This window comes from Paenibacillus phocaeensis, assembly GCF_900021165.1.
In the GTDB taxonomy this organism is placed as follows: Bacteria; Bacillota; Bacilli; order Paenibacillales; family Paenibacillaceae; genus Fontibacillus; species Fontibacillus phocaensis.
In genome coordinates this window covers 15,887-32,007 of the sequence record NZ_FCOQ01000014.1, presented here as the reverse complement: position 1 = coordinate 32,007, position 16,121 = coordinate 15,887, and the positions used below count along the sequence as shown (strand labels likewise).

Sequence of the window (16,121 nt, the reverse complement as noted above, 5' to 3'; positions counted from 1 at the left end):
GTGATTATGACCATAGTATTCATCCCGCGCGAACACCTTATTCATCATAATGAACCATGATTTTTAACGGATGGGGGCGTATAGGCAAAAATGTCCGTAAAAAAGCAGCGCGAACTTCTCCGCGCTGCGTGTGTATCCTGCTTATTTGCTCGTATTTGCGCCATTCGTGCCGGCGTCGTTGGCCGCTCCATCGCCGCCCGTTCCGGCGTTGCCAGCGTTTCCGGACCCTTCTTTATCGGTATTCGTCCCGGCATCCGTGCCCGCATTGGTGCCCGTGCCGTTTTCGCCCGTGCTGGTTTCCACTTTAGGCAGCTCGATTTTCTTGATGATTTTCTTCTCCAGATCCCCCGACATGAACTCGTCCAATTTGTTCGAGGCCAGCGTCGTTTGGATCATGTCTTTCTGTTCCTGGGTTAAATCCTCATATTTCTTCTCAGTCCGAGCTTCCACGCGAATAATATGGTAACCGTATTCGGTTTCCACCGGTTCCCCGATCTGGTTCAGCGGTTGGGTTAATGCCGCTTGCTTAAAGGCTTCTACCCAATTGCTAACCTCCACGTTCTCGTACAACCCGCCGTTATCCTTGGAGCCCGGGTCTTCGGAGTACTGTTTAGCCAAAGCAGCGAAATCCTCACCCTTGTCCAATTTGGCTTTGACTTCCTTCGCCAGCTTGAGTGCGGCTTCCGAAGTCCGTTCCTTGCCTTCCGGATCGGTGAAGTTAATCAGGATGTGACGCACCGAAGCCGTCGTATAATCCTGTTTCGTTGCTTCGAATTCCTTCTTCACATCATCTTCGGAGATCTTCTGCCGTTCGCTTTCCATCACGGTATAGATCCGGACCATGTAGTTCTTGAAATCCGCTTCGGTGATTTTCTGCGCATCAAGCATTTTCTTGAAGTTCTCTTCACCGGACGACGATTTCATCAGATCAAACTGCTCTTCGGCTTTCTTCTTGCCGGCTTCCTTGGTTTTATCATCGGCTTTGGATTCCAGATATTCATAGGCGATTTCCTGCTTGATCAAATACTGGCGGAAATCCTCCATCTGCATGAATTGTTCCATTTGGGGTTGGAGCGCCAGCACGATCCGCTGCTCGCGGTCGAATTCGTTCTCCGTAATTTCGCCGCCTTCGTACGTTGCAATGACCTTACTCGTATCTTTCCCTCCCGAGCTAGCTTCCTTCTTGCCGCATCCTGCCATGACGGAGAAAGCCAATACCGCGACGAGCGCAATCAGCATCATTCTCCATGAGCGCCTTTTACTTTGAAACATCCTGTAGTTCCCCTTTCGCTTTGAACGCATCCTTCAGGGCTCCGAGAAACTGCTCCAACAAGCCCATCAATTCTTTGTCGTCCATTCCCTTGGTTTTAATCCGGATGAGCATCACGGATCCTTGACTAAATTGTACACGTCTTCCGAACAGATTGCCAACTTCCGCAAGCTTGCTTGGAACGACAACCTTCTCCCGGCCTTCGTAGAATTTGATCGTCACTTCCTCGCCCCGCAGCGTCATGGACTCGATCCCGTATTGCTTGCCGTACAGTTTCACGCGGGCCACGGAGAGCAGATTTTGCACCGCCTCCGGCAGTTCGCCGAACCGGTCCAGCAGCTCGTCCTCCAGCTCGGCCACGTCCTCAAATGAGGCAGCGGAGGCGGTTTTCTTGTAAATTTCGATCTTCTGAATGCTGTCGTAGATGTAGTCCGACGGCAAATAGGCGTCGATGCCCAGATCGATCGTCGTATTCCAGGTTGTCTCGGCTGAGACGGTCTCGCCCAGCATCGATATTTTGCGCTTCTGGATCTCTTCGGCCAGCATCTGCGAATACAGATCAAAGCCGACGGAAGCGATAAAGCCGTGCTGCTCCGCGCCAAGCAAATTGCCCGCGCCGCGGATCGCCAGGTCGCGCATGGCGATCTTGAAGCCTGAACCGAGCTCGGTGAACTCTTTGATCGATTGCAGCCGCTTCTCGGCAACCTCGGTCAACGACTTGTCGCGTTGATACGTGAAATAGGCATAGGCGATTCGGTTCGACCGTCCAACGCGGCCGCGAAGCTGGTACAGCTGGGACAACCCCATCTTGTCGGCATCGTGTACGATCAAGGTATTGACGTTCGGGATGTCCACCCCGGTCTCGATGATGCTCGTGCTGACCAGAACGTCGTACTCCCCGTCGAGGAAGTCCAGGATGGTTTTCTCCAGCTCCTGCTCCGACATTTGACCATGGCCGATCCCCACCCTTGCATCGGGCACGAGCATGGAAATTTGCGCGGCCATTTCCTGAATGCCCTGCACCCGGTTATACAGGTAATAAATCTGACCTCCGCGCGCCATCTCCCGCTCAATTGCTTCGCGGACGAGCGATTGGCTGTGCTCGACGACATACGTCTGCACCGGGAAGCGGTTTTCCGGCGGCGTTTCAATAACCGACAGATCCCGTACGCCCAGCATCGACATATGCAAGGTCCGTGGAATCGGTGTTGCCGTCAGGGTCAGCACGTCCACATTCGTTTTCAGCTTCTTCAGCTTCTCTTTATGCGTCACGCCAAACCGCTGCTCTTCGTCGACGATCAGCAGGCCCAGATCTTTAAAGACCAAATCCTGCGACAGAATCCGGTGAGTCCCGATGACCACGTCTACCGTTCCTTGGCGGACGCCCTTGATTGTTTCGTTCTGCTCTTTGCGGCTCCGGAACCGGCTTAAGGTTTGAATGTTAATCGGGTATCCGGCAAAGCGCTCGCGGAACGTCTCATAATGCTGCTGCGCCAAAATCGTCGTCGGCACCAGCACCGCCACTTGCTTGCCTTCAATCGCCGCCTTGAAAGCGGCGCGAATGGCAACTTCCGTCTTGCCGTAACCTACGTCGCCGCAGAGCAGTCTGTCCATCGGACGGCTTTGCTCCATATCCTTCTTGATTTCCTCAATCGCCCGCAGTTGATCCGGCGTCTCCTCATACGGGAACATCGCTTCGAATTCCTGCTGCTCGGGGGTGTCCTTCTCAAAGGCATACCCCGGCGCGGCTTGCCGCTCGGCATACAGCTTGATCAAATCATCGGCGATGTCCTGGACGGAGGAACGGACCTTGTTCTTCACGCGAGTCCATTCGTTGCCGCCCAGCTTGTAGATCTTCGGCTCCTTATCCTCGGAACCGACGTATTTCTGGATCATGTCGATCTGTTCGATCGGTACCGACAGCTTGTCGCCGCCGGCATAGAGGATATGCATGTAATCCTTATGAATCCCGCCGACCTCCAGCGTGCCGATCCCCATGTATTTGCCGATCCCGTGATTCTGGTGAACGACGTAATCGCCGACCTTCAGCTCGGTATAGCTCTTGATCCGTTCGGCATTGTCCATGCTCTTGCCGACGCGGCGCGCTTTGCGCTGTTTCTGGGAGAACATCTCGCCTTCGGTGATGACGACAAGATGGACGGACGGCAACTCGAACCCGGACTGCAGATTGCCCTGCAGCAGCGACGGCTCCTCAATCCCGTAATCCTGCAGCACCCGCCGCATCCGATCCATGCGCTCTTCGGTGCTGGCCAGCATCACGACGTGGGCGCCGCTTTTTTTCCAACGCTCCATCTCTGCCTTCAACACATTCATCTGCCCATGAAAATCCTGCATCGCCCGCGTCACGAAGTTGACGATATTCTGAGGCTGGGAATGCGGTACTTGACGGAGGAATAACGACATAAACAGCGTTTGGAATGGCCGGTGGTAGATCAGATGATCCGCGTCCACCGCCAGCGGCAGGTCAGGCAGACTCTTGCCGTTCTGGAACAGGTGCAGATTCCATTCCGCTTCATCGCGTTCCAGCTGTTTGGCCGTCTCGAGCAGACGCGCCGGTTCGTCGAGCAGAAGCAGTGTATCCTTCGGCATGTAATCGTATAGCGTTTTTCGCTCCGGGTAAATCAAAGAGATATATTTATAGATTTCCGAGAAATAAACGTGCTCGCGCAGCATCTCCATTTCCTTGAACAACTCTTCGCGGAGCCGATTCTTGGCCTGGCGATCGGTCATCTTGTCGAGCTGAATCTCCAGCTTCTCGGACACGGCCTGCGCCGCCTGCTCAAGCCGATCCTTCGAGGCGATCAGCTCCTTGCAAGGCGGGATGAACACTTCCTTGATCTGGTCCACCGAACGCTGATCGGCCGGATCGAAGGTTCGGATCGAGTCGACCTCATCGTCAAATAGCTCTACGCGGTAAGCCGTGGACGCGGTAAGCGGATAGAAGTCGATGATTCCGCCGCGCAAGCTCATTTCGCCGCGGGATTCCACTCGCTCGACCCGTTCGTAGCCTAACTCGACCATTTGGGTCAGGAAGTGATCCAGTTCCAACGTGCCCCCGAGCTTAATCGTAAGTCCGGCCTCGGCCATAGCCTCCGGCGTTGGGATAAAGCGGCGTATGCCGGAATAAGGCACCACCACGACCCCCCGGAACCCCCGAGAGCATTGCAGCAGCACCTCGATCCGCTGCGCCAGTGTTTCCGGACTGGATACGGCCGATTCGGCGGCAACCAGCTCATTCGCCGGATACAACAGCACCTGATCCGTTGATAGCGCTTCCTGTAAATCTTCATATATTTTCTGTGCGGCAAACATATTGTGGGTCACGACGAGCAGCGGCCGGTTCGTTTCTTGATGCAGCGCAGCCAGCATGACCTGCCTGGATGAACCGGACAATCCGGAGATTAACTGTTCCTTCATGCCCGCGTTCACGCCCGCTACCGTCGAAGCAAAATCGGTATCGCGTGAAAAAGCTTGAATAAGTGCTTGTAGCAAATGAGGCACCTCTCTTACTGCTGATGGATAGGGACTAAATCTAGACGAACAAGGGTAAGTCCCCCTTACCCGAACCAAAAAGGAGCCTCAGCAAACGTGCCAAGGCTCTATAACCGTACATTCCGGTGAATTTGTCCATTGCTTCTGATGAGTGGCAAACTATTGCAGAGGGTTCGCGAGCAACATCAGCTCCGGGTTATGGTCCAGTGCTTCCCTGCAATAATCGCAGGTCACTCGAACCGTCATTTCGCCGTTTGAATCATACGCTATTATATCTCTCCGCTCATCGGGGGTCAAGGAATGGAAGCCCAGTTGGGCTTCAGTCACCTGAGGCGATTCAATTCTACCAATCACCGTCCGGCAGTGCCGGCAAACGTAATTTACAGCCATCTATATGCCTCCTGAAGATTCTTTATGTCTCCAGTATGCCCCGGGCGTTCGGCTTTTAGCCTATCGGTCTTGCGATATACCTCAGCCGTTAAACTTGGCCATCGTTTGTTCGAACGTATGATCCAGGCTGTATTCCAACGCATCGCATGCCGCTTGAATGGACTGATCAAGCAGCGGCTTATCCTTCTTCGCAAAACCCGACAACACGTAATCGACCACCGCAAATCCCGGTTCCGGCCGGGATATGCCCATTCGAATTCGATTGAACGTTTGAGTGCCGGTATGTTGGATGATCGACTTTATGCCGTTATGCCCGCCGGCGCTGCCTTGATATCTCAGGCGGTTGCGCCCCAGTTCGGTATCCAGGTCATCGTAGACCACGATCAGATCTTCGATCGACGCTTTATAGTAGTCCATATAAGCGCGCACGGCTTCCCCGGACAGATTCATGTAAGTCATCGGCTTGATCAGCACGACTTTGCCGCCCGGCAGCATCCCTTCCCCAATCAGCGCCTTGCATTTGCTCTGCTTGATCTCAATGCCGTGCCGGCGCGCCAGCTCATCCACGGCCATAAAGCCGATATTATGCCGGGTTTTCTCATATTGGGCTCCCGGATTGCCGAGCCCTACGATCCACTTCATGGGTCATGTACCTCAAAATCAGGTTACTATGGCGTTCCTCACACTCTATAGTAGCTTAAAACCGCCACTGGTGCGTGGTTCTTCGTTAAACCAACTAACTTCTCACACGAATTAACTGGATAATGTACCGTTAATTTTGAAGGAATCCGGCTGTATGCGAAAAATCGCCCAAATTCCAGTTAAACTTTTAACCGACGGGGGAGTGCCAACGATCCCGTCGTCCCCTATTACTCCTCACCCCACTGCCACGGCAGGGCTTTGCTGTTGGAAATCCTCCGTTGGGCGGATTAAGGCAAGAGGGTGAAATGATTCTGAAGAAGCGGAGCGTTCGCCTTTGTGAGCGGATTTCTACAACTTCTAAATGCAGTCCAATCCAAGAAATCCGCGAGCAACAGCGATCGTAAGAACATTTCACACGGCTGCCTGCTTCCGCCCAACGCGCCACGGCAACGGAACCTGCGCAGCACCCATTTCACCAATAAACACTGTCAATACACCGATAGGGGTTACGTCCCCGTTCGGGAGGACGCAACCCCTGGTGTGGCAGTGACCATTTTATTCGATCTCGAACAGCTTGCTGATCGACAGCTCCTCGTGCACACGAATGATCGCTTCACCCATCAGTGGAGCGACGGACAGTACCTTGAGCTTGCTTGTCGGATTCGGATGCGTGATCGGAATCGTATCGGTCACGATCACTTCCTTCAGCGGAGAGTTCTCCAAACGTTCCATTGCCGGCCCGGACAACACCGGGTGCGTACAACAGGCGTACACCTCTTCAACCCCGCCTTCCTTCAGCGCATTGGCGCCAAGGACGATCGTACCGGCGGTATCGATGATGTCATCCACGAGGATCGCGGTTTTCCCTTCGATGTTCCCGATGATGTTCATCACTTCGCTGACGTTGGGCTCCGGACGGCGCTTGTCGATAATCGCCAGCGGCGCGTTCAGGAAATCGGCCAGCTTGCGGGCACGAACCACCCCGCCATGGTCCGGCGAAACTACGACCGGATTCGGGATATGTTTCGAGCGGAAGTACTGCGCCAGAATGGGCACACCCAGCATATGATCGACCGGGATATCGAAGAAGCCCTGAATCTGCATGGCATGTAAGTCCATCGTAATGACGCGGTGCGCGCCGGCTTTCTCGATCAGATTGGCCACCAGCTTGGCCGTGATCGGGTCGCGCGAACGAGCCTTCCGGTCCTGGCGGGCATAACCGTAATACGGGATAACCACATTGATGCTCTTGGCCGAAGCTCTTTTCAAAGCATCCACCATGACGAGAAGCTCCATCAAGTTATCGTTGACGGGCGCGCAGGTTGATTGCACCACATAGACGTGGCAGCCCCGGACGCTTTCGGACAGCTTAACTTGAATCTCGCCGTCGCTAAAGCTTGTCGTCTCCGAATCCCCCATCGGAATACCGATATAATCCGCAATTTGATGGGCCAACTTCGGGTTGGAGTTACAGGTGAATATCTTTAATTTAGAATCGCAATAAGTCATAAAATTAAAACCCTCCGTGCTGTGTAGATAGCGATAGGGCGTTTCTTGAATAACCCGCTTCCCAGCTACCCCGTCTATTCAAATGGTCACTGCATCCTTGGTTAAGATTCCTGCTGTCTTTGCTTCTTGGCTTTGGCCCGGGCCCGAATCTTCTCGGCATAACCGGGTTTATTCTCCTGCCGGGTTCTGGCGATCGCCAGGTCGTTCTCCGGAACCGATTGCGTAATCGTTGAGCCGGCAACCACGTAAGCCCCTTTGCCCACCTTGACCGGGGCAATCAGGTTCACGTTGCTGCCGACGAAGGCCTCGTCTTCGATCTCCGTAATGGACTTATTATAACCATCATAATTCACCGTAATCGCGCCGCAGCCGATATTGACGTTCTTGCCGACTTTGGCGTCGCCGATGTAGCTGAGGTGCGACACTTTGGAGCCATCGTCCAGCGTCGCATTTTTGATTTCCACGAAATCGCCGACTTTGACGTGCGCTCCGAGCTTCGTCCCCGGACGCAAATAAGCGAAAGGCCCTACGGTCGTTTCCCGGCCGACCTCCGCCTGGCTGAGCACCGACTGTTTCACCTTCGCGCCGTCCTGAATCTCGCTATCTTCAATTTCCGCCGCCGGACCAATCACGCAATCCTCGCCAATCGTCGTCTTCCCCGACAGGACGGTACCCGGATAGATCACGGTATCCGCACCGATCGTCACCTCTGCGCCGATATAGGTAGAGGCCGGATCAATCACCGTTACGCCGTTCAGCATATGATTCCGCACGATACGTTCGCGCATCACCGCTTCCGCCTCGGCTAAAGCCACCCGATCATTGACGCCAATCGATTCCCGAACATCCGCGACCACATATCCCTCTACGATTTCATTCGCCTGCACCAAAATGCCGATCACATCGGTGAGATAATACTCCTGTTGAGCATTATGGTTGGTGACTTTCTCCAACGCGGCAAATAATTTAGCATTATCAAAACAATAAGTGCCCGTATTAATTTCCTGCACGGCTGCTTCTTCCGGCGAACAATCCTTCTGTTCGACAATCCGTTCCACCGTTCCGTTTGCGCCGCGAATCACCCGTCCGTAACCGTACGGCTGCTCCATCTTTGCCGTAAGGACGGTCGCCGCCGCTCCCTTGCGATGATGCAGATCGAATAGCGCTTCCAGCGTCTCTGCCGTAACCAAAGGGGTATCGCCACAGATCACCAGTGTGACTCCTTCTTCTCCCGCCAATAATGGCCCGGCTTGCTTGACGGCATGTCCGGTTCCCAGCTGCTGCTCCTGCAACACATATTCCGCCGATGCGCCCAAATAGGACTTCACGGCGTCGGCTCCATGGCCGACAACCACGATGCTGCGTTCGCAACCCGCTTCTTGAACCACGTTCAGCACATGCCCAACCATCGGTTTGCCGCAAACGGGGTGAAGCACTTTGTAAAGCTTGGACTTCATCCGTTTCCCTTGACCTGCGGCAAGTACGATCGCTAATCTTTTCAAGTCCCCGGCCTCCTTCTCTTTTTTAAAAAGGTAGCTCACTCTCATTAAAACTCATTACTGAATATATCTCATTTAGGGCAAAAAGAAAAGGGAGCCATGTACGCATGGCTCCCTTTTCCTCGAACCCCAATTGGTCAAGAAATTAAATAAATGCGACTTACGCCCCTTCTTCAATCGCTTCCTCTTGGTCGGCGGCACGCTCATATTCAGCCAGGACTGCAGCTTGAATCTTCTCGCGGGTGCCAGAGGAAATCGGATGCGCGATGTCCCGGAACTCCCCGTCCGGCGTGCGCTTGCTAGGCATAGCTACGAACATCCCATTATTTCCGTCGATGACGCGAATGTCATGAACAACAAATTCGTTATCGATGGTAATGGATGCGATTGCCTTCATTCTGCCCTCAGAGCTGACTCGGCGGAGTCTTACATCCGTAATTTGCATATGTGTTCACCACCTTTTTCCATCAGAGACTTGGTGTAATATTCCACATAGCAAACGGAAATCCTTTTTTTTTCATCAACAAAATGGGCTAAAATCACGATTTTTTTTGATAAAACGGGCTTTTCGACACGTTTCGTCGATAATTCTTACAATTTGATGAGATCTCGACAAGGTTCTTATTGTCCAAATTTCGAAAAATAATTCCCAGGTTCTACTGCGATCTCCTTCTCCTTCGCATCAACCGCACGAAGGGTGGCCAATGAGATGTAATCATGCAGGAGCCGCTGTTCGCTGGCAACCTCCCCCGATTCCACCAGGACCCCGACACCGGCAACCTCCGCATTGAACTCGCCGAGCAGATCCACCATGCCTTGGATCGTCCCCCCTGCCTTCATGAAGTCGTCGACGATGAGTACACGGGAGCGCTCCTTAAGTGCTCTGCGGGACAAGGTCATGGTGTGCAGGCTCTTGTGGGAGCCCGATACATAATTGATGCTTACCGCCGATCCTTCCGTCACCTGATGATCGCGGCGAACCAGGACAACCGGCAGGTTCAACTCCGCCCCGGTTGCATAAGCGAGGGGGATCCCCTTCGTTTCCACGGTCATGATACAGTCGATCTCCAGATCGCCGAAAGCCGTAGCAAACAGCTTCCCCGCCTCATTCATCAGCGCCGGCTGTCCTAGGAGGTCCGACATATACAAGTAACCGCCGGGCAAAATCCGGTCCGGCTGCGCCAGCTTCTCGCACAGCTGCCGGATAAAAGCGTTCGCTTGCTCCAAGCCGACCCGGGGGATATACTTCACGCCGCCGGCCGCCCCTGCGAGAGTCAGCAATTCCCCCATCCCTTCGCCTTCAAACACTTCTTTAATGATGCCCAGATCCTCACTGATCGACGACTTGGCCGCCCCATACCGCTGCGCAAAAGTAGTCAATGGGATCAAATGATGCGGTCTAGACAACAAGTAATGGGTCATCTCGACCAAACGAGCGCTTCTCTTTAATTTCTTCACGAAGTACCCCTCGCTAAATCCGAATATTTTAATGAAACTATAACATTTTTGTACGGATTTGTCCAAGCCTTGGAAATAAGCGAAGGCGTACGGCCGTTCCAAGCCCCTATGCCGGCATTACGTCAGCAGTCGAACGGCGTAAACTTCTTTGCAAAACCCGCGCAACCCGTTGTAAATGCGGGAGACCTTCGATTCCTTCGACACGAGCCCAAACACCGTAGGTCCGCTCCCGGACATCAGCACGCCATCCGCGCCGAGACGCAGCATCGCTTCCTTCAAGTGCGCCACTTCCGGATGAAGCTGCAGCGTGACTTGCTCCAGCACGTTGCCGAGCTCCTGGCATACGTCCGTGAACGAACGCTTCTCCAGGGCTTCCTGCATCCGGGACGCCGATGGATGATGCGTGATCTGTTCAGCTTGCAGGCGGCTGTAGACCTCTGCGGTTGATACGTTGATCGGGGGCTTCGCCAAGACCACCCAGCACTGCGGAGGACTCGGCAGCGGCGTCAACACTTCTCCCCGACCCGTGGCCAGCGCCGTTCCTCCCGTCACGCAGAAAGGCACATCGGAACCGAGTTCCGATCCAAGCGCCTTCAGCTCTTCGTCGGGGATGTCCAGTTCCCACAGCCGGTTTAACCCCCGCAGCGTGGCCGCTGCGTCACTGCTGCCTCCGGCCAGGCCCGCGGCAACCGGAATTTTCTTGTCGAGGTGAATATAAACCCCGCTTTGCACATTATATCGTTCCTTGATCAGCTTCGCCGCCTGAAACGCCAGATTCTTCTCGTCCAGCGGAATATATCCGGCCTGGCTCGAAATTATAATCGTATCCCGCGGGAGGGCGCTCATTTCCAGACGATCGGCAAGATCGACCATGGTCATGATCATCTCAACCTCATGGTAACCGTCCGGACGTTTATGCAACACATCAAGCATTAAGTTGATTTTGGCCGGTGCTTTTTCGTAAATTTTCATGGCGCTCCCCCACCCTCAGCAATTCCGTCGAATTCCTCATCCATCCGGTTTCTGTACACATTCCTTTATTTTAAAAAATCGTGGCCTTCTCGTCTATGTATGAAAGACAAATGATTCTCCCTCTATCTTACTGCATCCAGTGAAAAAAACGAAGCTCCCCGAATAGGAAGCTTCGCTGCGACAGAGATTATTGCTGTTTCGCTGCGGCCTTCTCAGCGAGCTCGATCGCCCGCTTCACCATGTTGCCCGCATCTTTGGCTTTGATGCCCCCCCAGCCTTCCTGCTGGACGGTATCATAAAATCCCAGATCCTTCGCAAGCTCGACCTTCAAGTTCTCCGACATCACGCTGCGTCTTCTTCGCGACATGGTCAGTGCCCTCCTTTGGGTCATGGATATAGGAACGATGATTAGTATGCGCCGGCCTCGTTCTACGCATACCGTGGGAACCTTGTCCACCTTAGACGAACATTGGGCAGCACAACAAGCCGGCTATCCAGCACACAACTGTCGCAGAAAAAGAAAAAACGGCCTCACCCACCGGGCGATAACCGTTTGCTGTTTGGTTCATGATGTTCACGGTTTAATATACGAAATCCGCATTCCGTCGTTGTCGTCGCAAATCATCACTTCGACGGATTCGGTCAGTATATCGGCATAACTGTAAGACACACGCTTAAAGGTTTGCTGTTCTTGATCCAGCTTCACAATGAAGACCGAAGGGTAAGTCTCCTCCAATACTCCAGTGCGTTCGACGGTCTTCCGGCGACCTCCGTTTGCCCGGAGCATAATTTTCTGTCCTACGTGGGCGTCGAGACTATGCTTAATTTCCGACAGCGCATTTTTAGCCATTGCCTGTGACCACCTTCTTTCTTTGTCCATTATACAGGAAAGCCACAACCTTGTCAAATCAAAACAAATAATTATATCAGCAGTAAAAAAGGCGTGTCAATGATTATTTTTCGACATTATGGTTTGTAACCCGATGGGAGTTCAAATAAAAATAACCGGAAGGTCCTGGGGCGTTCGCCTCAGCTCCTTCCGGCATGGATCAAACGGAATGACGGATTTTACATTTTATTAGGCATTTCACATGGACGGCACCACTTTCAGCGTCGTTAAATCCTTGAGTTTGGGCAGTCCAATCCGATAGCTCCCGCGTGTCTCAATTCCGCCGACGCCTTGCGTGCCGCTGATCGTGTGGTTCAGCACGTCGGTGATTTGAATGGTCTCGCGAATGGAGGTGAGCGACGCCTTGGCAGCGATATATACCGGATCCAGCGCATGAATCAGCACCCGGCCGGGCGAGCTGGCAAAATTGGCTCCCGCCTGCAGCAACGCCTCAAAATGCGACTGGCAGGCACCGGCCACGATCGTAAGCGTGTCGAAATTCCGCTCGTATTGCCGAGCCGTTTGGATGGCTTCCACAAAATGCTTGGAATTCTTATAGCTGGTTAAATTATAAAGGTCGCCGTTGGGGCGCGATTTCAACACACCATCATGACCGGTCAGCACAACGATATCCGGCTTGACTGTAGGCAACAGGCGGTACAGCGCATGGGCCATTTGCGATTCTGTAACGTAATATCCTTGCGCCGGGACGCGCAGCTTCTCATAGAGGCTTAAGCTCTTCTGCAAATATCGTTCGTCGCCGTCCAGATGCAGCACCTTGCCCGGGACCTCGAAATAAGCGGGTTCCCCTTGCATATAAAGGTCACGGCCAACCGCCATCCGGTTGCGTTCCGCCAATTCCTTGCGGTCCTGGGTTAATCGCTTCAACGACTCGTTCACTTTGATGCGGGCCCGCTGCGTCGTTTCTCCTGGGGAAGCCGGGTCTACCTTAACCAGATCGGTCAAGGGCGCATCCGCCAGCAGCCGAAATTCCGTTCCTTTAATGATCGCTTCGCTCCGCACAATCCGTTCGATCCGGAACGTGACGTCTCCACCGTATGATTTGCGGACGACCAAGTCTCCCAAATTCGTCAAGTCAATCACCTCTATCCCCATCGTATGGGCGACAAGAGGGAATGGTTACTCGCGGAGGTCCTTCACACCGGCGTTAAGCAGCGTATCGCTCAGCTTCGCGAATTCCTCCAGACTTAGCGTTTCGGCTCGCCGGGAAGGCTGGATTCCGGCTTCCTCCAGCAGCATCTCCAGCCGTTCCCGCCCCTCTTTCGGGAAGAAGCGGCTTTTCAAATTGTTTGAAATCGTCTTGCGTCTCTGGGCAAAAGAAGCCTGTACCACCTCGAAGAAAAAAACCTCGTCCTTCACGGCCACCGCCGGCGTCTTCCGTACCGTCAAGCGGATCACCGCAGACTCCACATTCGGCTGCGGAATGAACACGCTGTGCGGTACCGTGCAGATCAGCTCCGGTACGCTGTAATATTGCACGGCAATGCTGAGGCTGCCGTAATCCTTGCCGCCCGGTGCAGCCGCCATGCGCTCGGCCACTTCCTTCTGGATCATGACGACAATATGCTCCAGGGGCAGCTTCTCCTCCAGGAGCTTCATCAGAATCGGCGTCGTCACGTAATAGGGCAGATTCGCCACCACGCTGACACCGCTCACTCCGCCGAATTCAGCGGCAAATAAGGCCGGCAGGTCCAGCTTCAGCACGTCCCCGTGGATCACCCGTACGTGCGGATACGGCTCCAGCACCTCCTCCAGGATCGGGAGCAGCCGCTGATCGATCTCCACCGCCGCCACCTTGCCGGCCTCCTGAGCCAACTTCTCTGTCAATGCGCCGATCCCCGGTCCGATTTCCAGCGCACCCTTGGTGTTGTCCAGTCCCGCCGCCGCGACGATTTTGCCGAGGATGTTCTGATCGATCAGAAAATTTTGTCCCAGGCTTTTCTTGAACGAAAAACCGTGCCGTTGAATGATCTCTTTCGTTCGGCGCGGCGTTGATACGTCTTCCCTCATCATACTCTAAACCCCTTTACTCTCTAACTCAGCTAAAGCCGCCGCAAACTCCTCACGGCTGATGCGAAATACGGATAACCGCTTGTATAATTGCTTCCCGTTGCAATACCCGATACCCAGCAGCTCGCCTAAGGCCTTCCTCCGTGCTGCCGCTTGCGGATGCACAATCAGCCCCGCATGCATCAAGTCATCCCAATCGATGCCCGCCTCGACTCCCGGCGCTTCGCTGCGCACCCGGGACAACGCCGTACGGATCGCCTCCGGCGAAGCGTTCTCCACCCCGATATCCCCGCGTTTCGTCGCCTCGGCTTCGGGCAGGAACGCATGCTTACAGCCCGGCACCCGCGCCGCTACAATTTTGCGGATTCGTTCCCCGGCATGATCCGGATCGGTGAAAATGATAACGCCTCGGCGCTCCTGGGCCAAAGCGATCTTCTTCAGCGTGTGCTCGCCGATGGCCGAACCGCCGGTCTCAATCGTATCCGCCTCCACGGCGCGCTTGATGGCCACGGTATCATCCCGGCCTTCCACCACGATAACTTCTTTGATCATGGTATCTATTCTTCCCTTCGTGCTCTAACTTCTCTTTTGGTAATTTATATCGATGCCCAACTACCTCTCAAGAATAACAAAAAGAAGAGGATGGTATCCTCTTCTAATCCACTGTCTTATTCATCATCCTAATACTATCCCATTCCCTCCGCATTGTAAAACGGAGATAAGCAGGGTTAGTTCAACTCCGGCTTCGTCGGACCGATCACGTATACCGTGCGGCCCTTCTTCCGGCCGAAGTTCTTCGCATCCTTCAGCGAATCGAAATACACGTCCATCTTATGCCCGTTGATGGCCCCACCGGTATCCTCCGCTTTACGGAAGCCGATCCCCTCGATGTATACCCACCAGCCGAGTGGAACGACGTCTTTGTCAACGGCAATCGTCCTGCCTTCCGTCACACGGGTGCCGGAGGCCGTGCGAGTGCCAATCCCGTCTTCTTCCGCGGAATAAGCGGTCAACGTGACGCTTTTGAGTATCTTTTTATATTTGAATGAGACGCCGCCTTTGGTCGTCAACCCGCTAATATTCACCGCGTTATTGGTACGGTTGATGCTGGCCGACAGAACGGCGGTTGGCTTCTTCGTGCCAACGGCGACAACCTTCGGTTGAGGTTTCTTGGAGACCTCTTTACCCAGCCATCGTTTCGTCACGAACTTTCCGTCCTCGTAGGTTTTCTCAATGTTGTGAATGACCAGACCGGCGCTGCCTGGCTGAACGACCTTCGTCGTGCCCTTCAGCAGATTGGCGTCCGACGTTTTGACCACGCTGAATGGCACGGTCTCTTTCGTCTGCACCGTTTGCTTGCTCACCCGAACCACCTTCACGTTCAGGTTTGCACTAACTTTACTGTCCAATGTCGGAATAACCTTGTCATGTGGATCCAAGGTAACGCCAAGCTCGGACAACACGCCTTCAACTTTGCTTTGCGTCGTGAAGTGGACCTTCTTCGTTCCGTCTACGGTCACGTTTACTGGGACCGCGCGTACAATGACAATGCGGTCGCCGTTCTTCAGTGCGCTGTCCAGCGGAAGGGATACCGAATCCTTCGCGCTAAGCTGAATCGATTGCTCCTCCAGCAAATGGGCTACGCTGGATTTGCTCGTCTCCACCGATTGGACGCTGCCGTCCACGATCAGGGACACTTCTTTATGTTCCTGGCCAAACAGCCAGATTAGGATGATGATGATTACCGCGATGGTCAGAACGCCGACGAGCGCAATCTGACGTAAATTCTCATGCTTCCATCGCATTGCGTAAGACATGCTGGATGAGCGTGATTCATGGGTCTCCCCTTTGCGGAAAATGCCCATTTCTTCCGTCCTCCTTCATAGTCCCGCCGTCTAGGTCGATGCATGATAACGATTGACGCGACTACAGTTACTTTTTACAAAAC

Annotated in this window: 15 protein-coding genes; all 15 read right to left on the bottom strand. The window is 53.9% G+C overall.

What is annotated here, in order from left to right:
* Positions 1-141: 141 nt before the first annotated feature.
* Positions 142-1,272: a peptidylprolyl isomerase gene (locus tag BN3795_RS08875; RefSeq protein WP_068784354.1), complete on the bottom strand. Its 1,131-nt coding sequence runs from the start codon at positions 1,270-1,272 to the stop codon at positions 142-144.
* Positions 1,259-4,783, bottom strand: a complete 3,525-nt coding sequence (gene mfd / locus BN3795_RS08870; RefSeq protein ID WP_068784353.1) for a transcription-repair coupling factor — start codon at positions 4,781-4,783, stop codon at positions 1,259-1,261. The genes BN3795_RS08875 and mfd overlap by 14 nt, the downstream gene beginning before the upstream one ends.
* Before the next feature lie 159 nt (positions 4,784-4,942).
* A complete protein-coding gene (locus BN3795_RS08865; protein ID WP_068784352.1) occupies positions 4,943-5,173 on the bottom strand; it encodes an anti-sigma-F factor Fin family protein in 231 nt (76 codons plus the stop codon).
* A gap of 81 nt (positions 5,174-5,254) precedes the next feature.
* On the bottom strand, positions 5,255-5,815 hold the full coding sequence (pth, locus tag BN3795_RS08860) for an aminoacyl-tRNA hydrolase (RefSeq protein WP_068784351.1): 561 nt from the start codon (positions 5,813-5,815) through the stop codon (positions 5,255-5,257).
* A gap of 555 nt (positions 5,816-6,370) precedes the next feature.
* Entirely contained in the window at positions 6,371-7,324 is a 954-nt protein-coding gene (locus tag BN3795_RS08855; RefSeq protein ID WP_036618130.1) for a ribose-phosphate diphosphokinase, read from the bottom strand.
* 101 nt (positions 7,325-7,425) lie between these two features.
* Positions 7,426-8,826 (bottom strand): bifunctional UDP-N-acetylglucosamine diphosphorylase/glucosamine-1-phosphate N-acetyltransferase GlmU, encoded by a 1,401-nt coding sequence (gene glmU, locus BN3795_RS08850; protein ID WP_068784350.1) that lies wholly within the window; start codon positions 8,824-8,826, stop codon positions 7,426-7,428.
* Between the two features lie 157 nt (positions 8,827-8,983).
* Positions 8,984-9,268 carry a septation regulator SpoVG gene (gene spoVG, locus BN3795_RS08845; RefSeq protein WP_036618134.1) on the bottom strand — a complete coding sequence of 95 codons (285 nt, stop codon included), beginning with the start codon at positions 9,266-9,268 and terminating at the stop codon, positions 8,984-8,986.
* Between the two features lie 176 nt (positions 9,269-9,444).
* Positions 9,445-10,281, bottom strand: a complete 837-nt coding sequence (purR, locus tag BN3795_RS08840; RefSeq protein ID WP_068784426.1) for a pur operon repressor — start codon at positions 10,279-10,281, stop codon at positions 9,445-9,447.
* 117 nt (positions 10,282-10,398) lie between these two features.
* On the bottom strand, positions 10,399-11,253 hold the full coding sequence (gene ispE / locus BN3795_RS08835; protein WP_068784349.1) for a 4-(cytidine 5'-diphospho)-2-C-methyl-D-erythritol kinase: 855 nt from the start codon (positions 11,251-11,253) through the stop codon (positions 10,399-10,401).
* A 187-nt stretch (positions 11,254-11,440) separates the two neighbouring features.
* Positions 11,441-11,620 carry a small, acid-soluble spore protein, alpha/beta type gene (locus tag BN3795_RS08830; RefSeq protein WP_016314706.1) on the bottom strand — a complete coding sequence of 60 codons (180 nt, stop codon included), beginning with the start codon at positions 11,618-11,620 and terminating at the stop codon, positions 11,441-11,443.
* Between the two features lie 207 nt (positions 11,621-11,827).
* The gene (gene veg / locus BN3795_RS08825) at positions 11,828-12,103 is read right to left on the bottom strand and encodes a biofilm formation stimulator Veg (RefSeq protein WP_059040406.1); all 276 of its coding nucleotides are present in this window, start codon (positions 12,101-12,103) and stop codon (positions 11,828-11,830) included.
* Positions 12,104-12,340: 237 nt separating this feature from the next.
* Complete coding sequence (gene yabG / locus BN3795_RS08820; RefSeq protein ID WP_068784348.1) at positions 12,341-13,258, bottom strand: sporulation peptidase YabG; 918 nt, start codon at positions 13,256-13,258, stop codon at positions 12,341-12,343.
* Positions 13,259-13,282: 24 nt separating this feature from the next.
* The gene (gene rsmA, locus BN3795_RS08815; protein ID WP_068784347.1) at positions 13,283-14,176 is read right to left on the bottom strand and encodes a 16S rRNA (adenine(1518)-N(6)/adenine(1519)-N(6))-dimethyltransferase RsmA; all 894 of its coding nucleotides are present in this window, start codon (positions 14,174-14,176) and stop codon (positions 13,283-13,285) included.
* 3 nt (positions 14,177-14,179) lie between these two features.
* Entirely contained in the window at positions 14,180-14,725 is a 546-nt protein-coding gene (gene rnmV, locus BN3795_RS08810) for a ribonuclease M5 (protein WP_068784346.1), read from the bottom strand.
* 176 nt (positions 14,726-14,901) lie between these two features.
* Positions 14,902-16,038, bottom strand: a complete 1,137-nt coding sequence (locus tag BN3795_RS08805; protein WP_068784345.1) for a 3D domain-containing protein — start codon at positions 16,036-16,038, stop codon at positions 14,902-14,904.
* Positions 16,039-16,121 lie beyond the last annotated feature (83 nt).

What these genes read in the sequence shown, in the direction of transcription:
- BN3795_RS08875 (WP_068784354.1), bottom strand. Translation starts at nt 1,272, where the DNA reads ATGTTTCAAAGTAAAAGGCGCTCATGGAGAATGATGCTGATTGCGCTC.
- BN3795_RS08865 (WP_068784352.1), bottom strand. Translation starts at nt 5,173, where the DNA reads ATGGCTGTAAATTACGTTTGCCGGCACTGCCGGACGGTGATTGGTAGA.
- pth (WP_068784351.1), bottom strand. Translation starts at nt 5,815, where the DNA reads ATGAAGTGGATCGTAGGGCTCGGCAATCCGGGAGCCCAATATGAGAAA.
- BN3795_RS08855 (WP_036618130.1), bottom strand. Translation starts at nt 7,324, where the DNA reads ATGACTTATTGCGATTCTAAATTAAAGATATTCACCTGTAACTCCAAC.
- spoVG (WP_036618134.1), bottom strand. Translation starts at nt 9,268, where the DNA reads ATGCAAATTACGGATGTAAGACTCCGCCGAGTCAGCTCTGAGGGCAGA.
- ispE (WP_068784349.1), bottom strand. Translation starts at nt 11,253, where the DNA reads ATGAAAATTTACGAAAAAGCACCGGCCAAAATCAACTTAATGCTTGAT.
- BN3795_RS08830 (WP_016314706.1), bottom strand. Translation starts at nt 11,620, where the DNA reads ATGTCGCGAAGAAGACGCAGCGTGATGTCGGAGAACTTGAAGGTCGAG.
- veg (WP_059040406.1), bottom strand. Translation starts at nt 12,103, where the DNA reads ATGGCTAAAAATGCGCTGTCGGAAATTAAGCATAGTCTCGACGCCCAC.
- yabG (WP_068784348.1), bottom strand. Translation starts at nt 13,258, where the DNA reads ATGGGGATAGAGGTGATTGACTTGACGAATTTGGGAGACTTGGTCGTC.
- rsmA (WP_068784347.1), bottom strand. Translation starts at nt 14,176, where the DNA reads ATGATGAGGGAAGACGTATCAACGCCGCGCCGAACGAAAGAGATCATT.
- rnmV (WP_068784346.1), bottom strand. Translation starts at nt 14,725, where the DNA reads ATGATCAAAGAAGTTATCGTGGTGGAAGGCCGGGATGATACCGTGGCC.
- BN3795_RS08805 (WP_068784345.1), bottom strand. Translation starts at nt 16,038, where the DNA reads ATGGGCATTTTCCGCAAAGGGGAGACCCATGAATCACGCTCATCCAGC.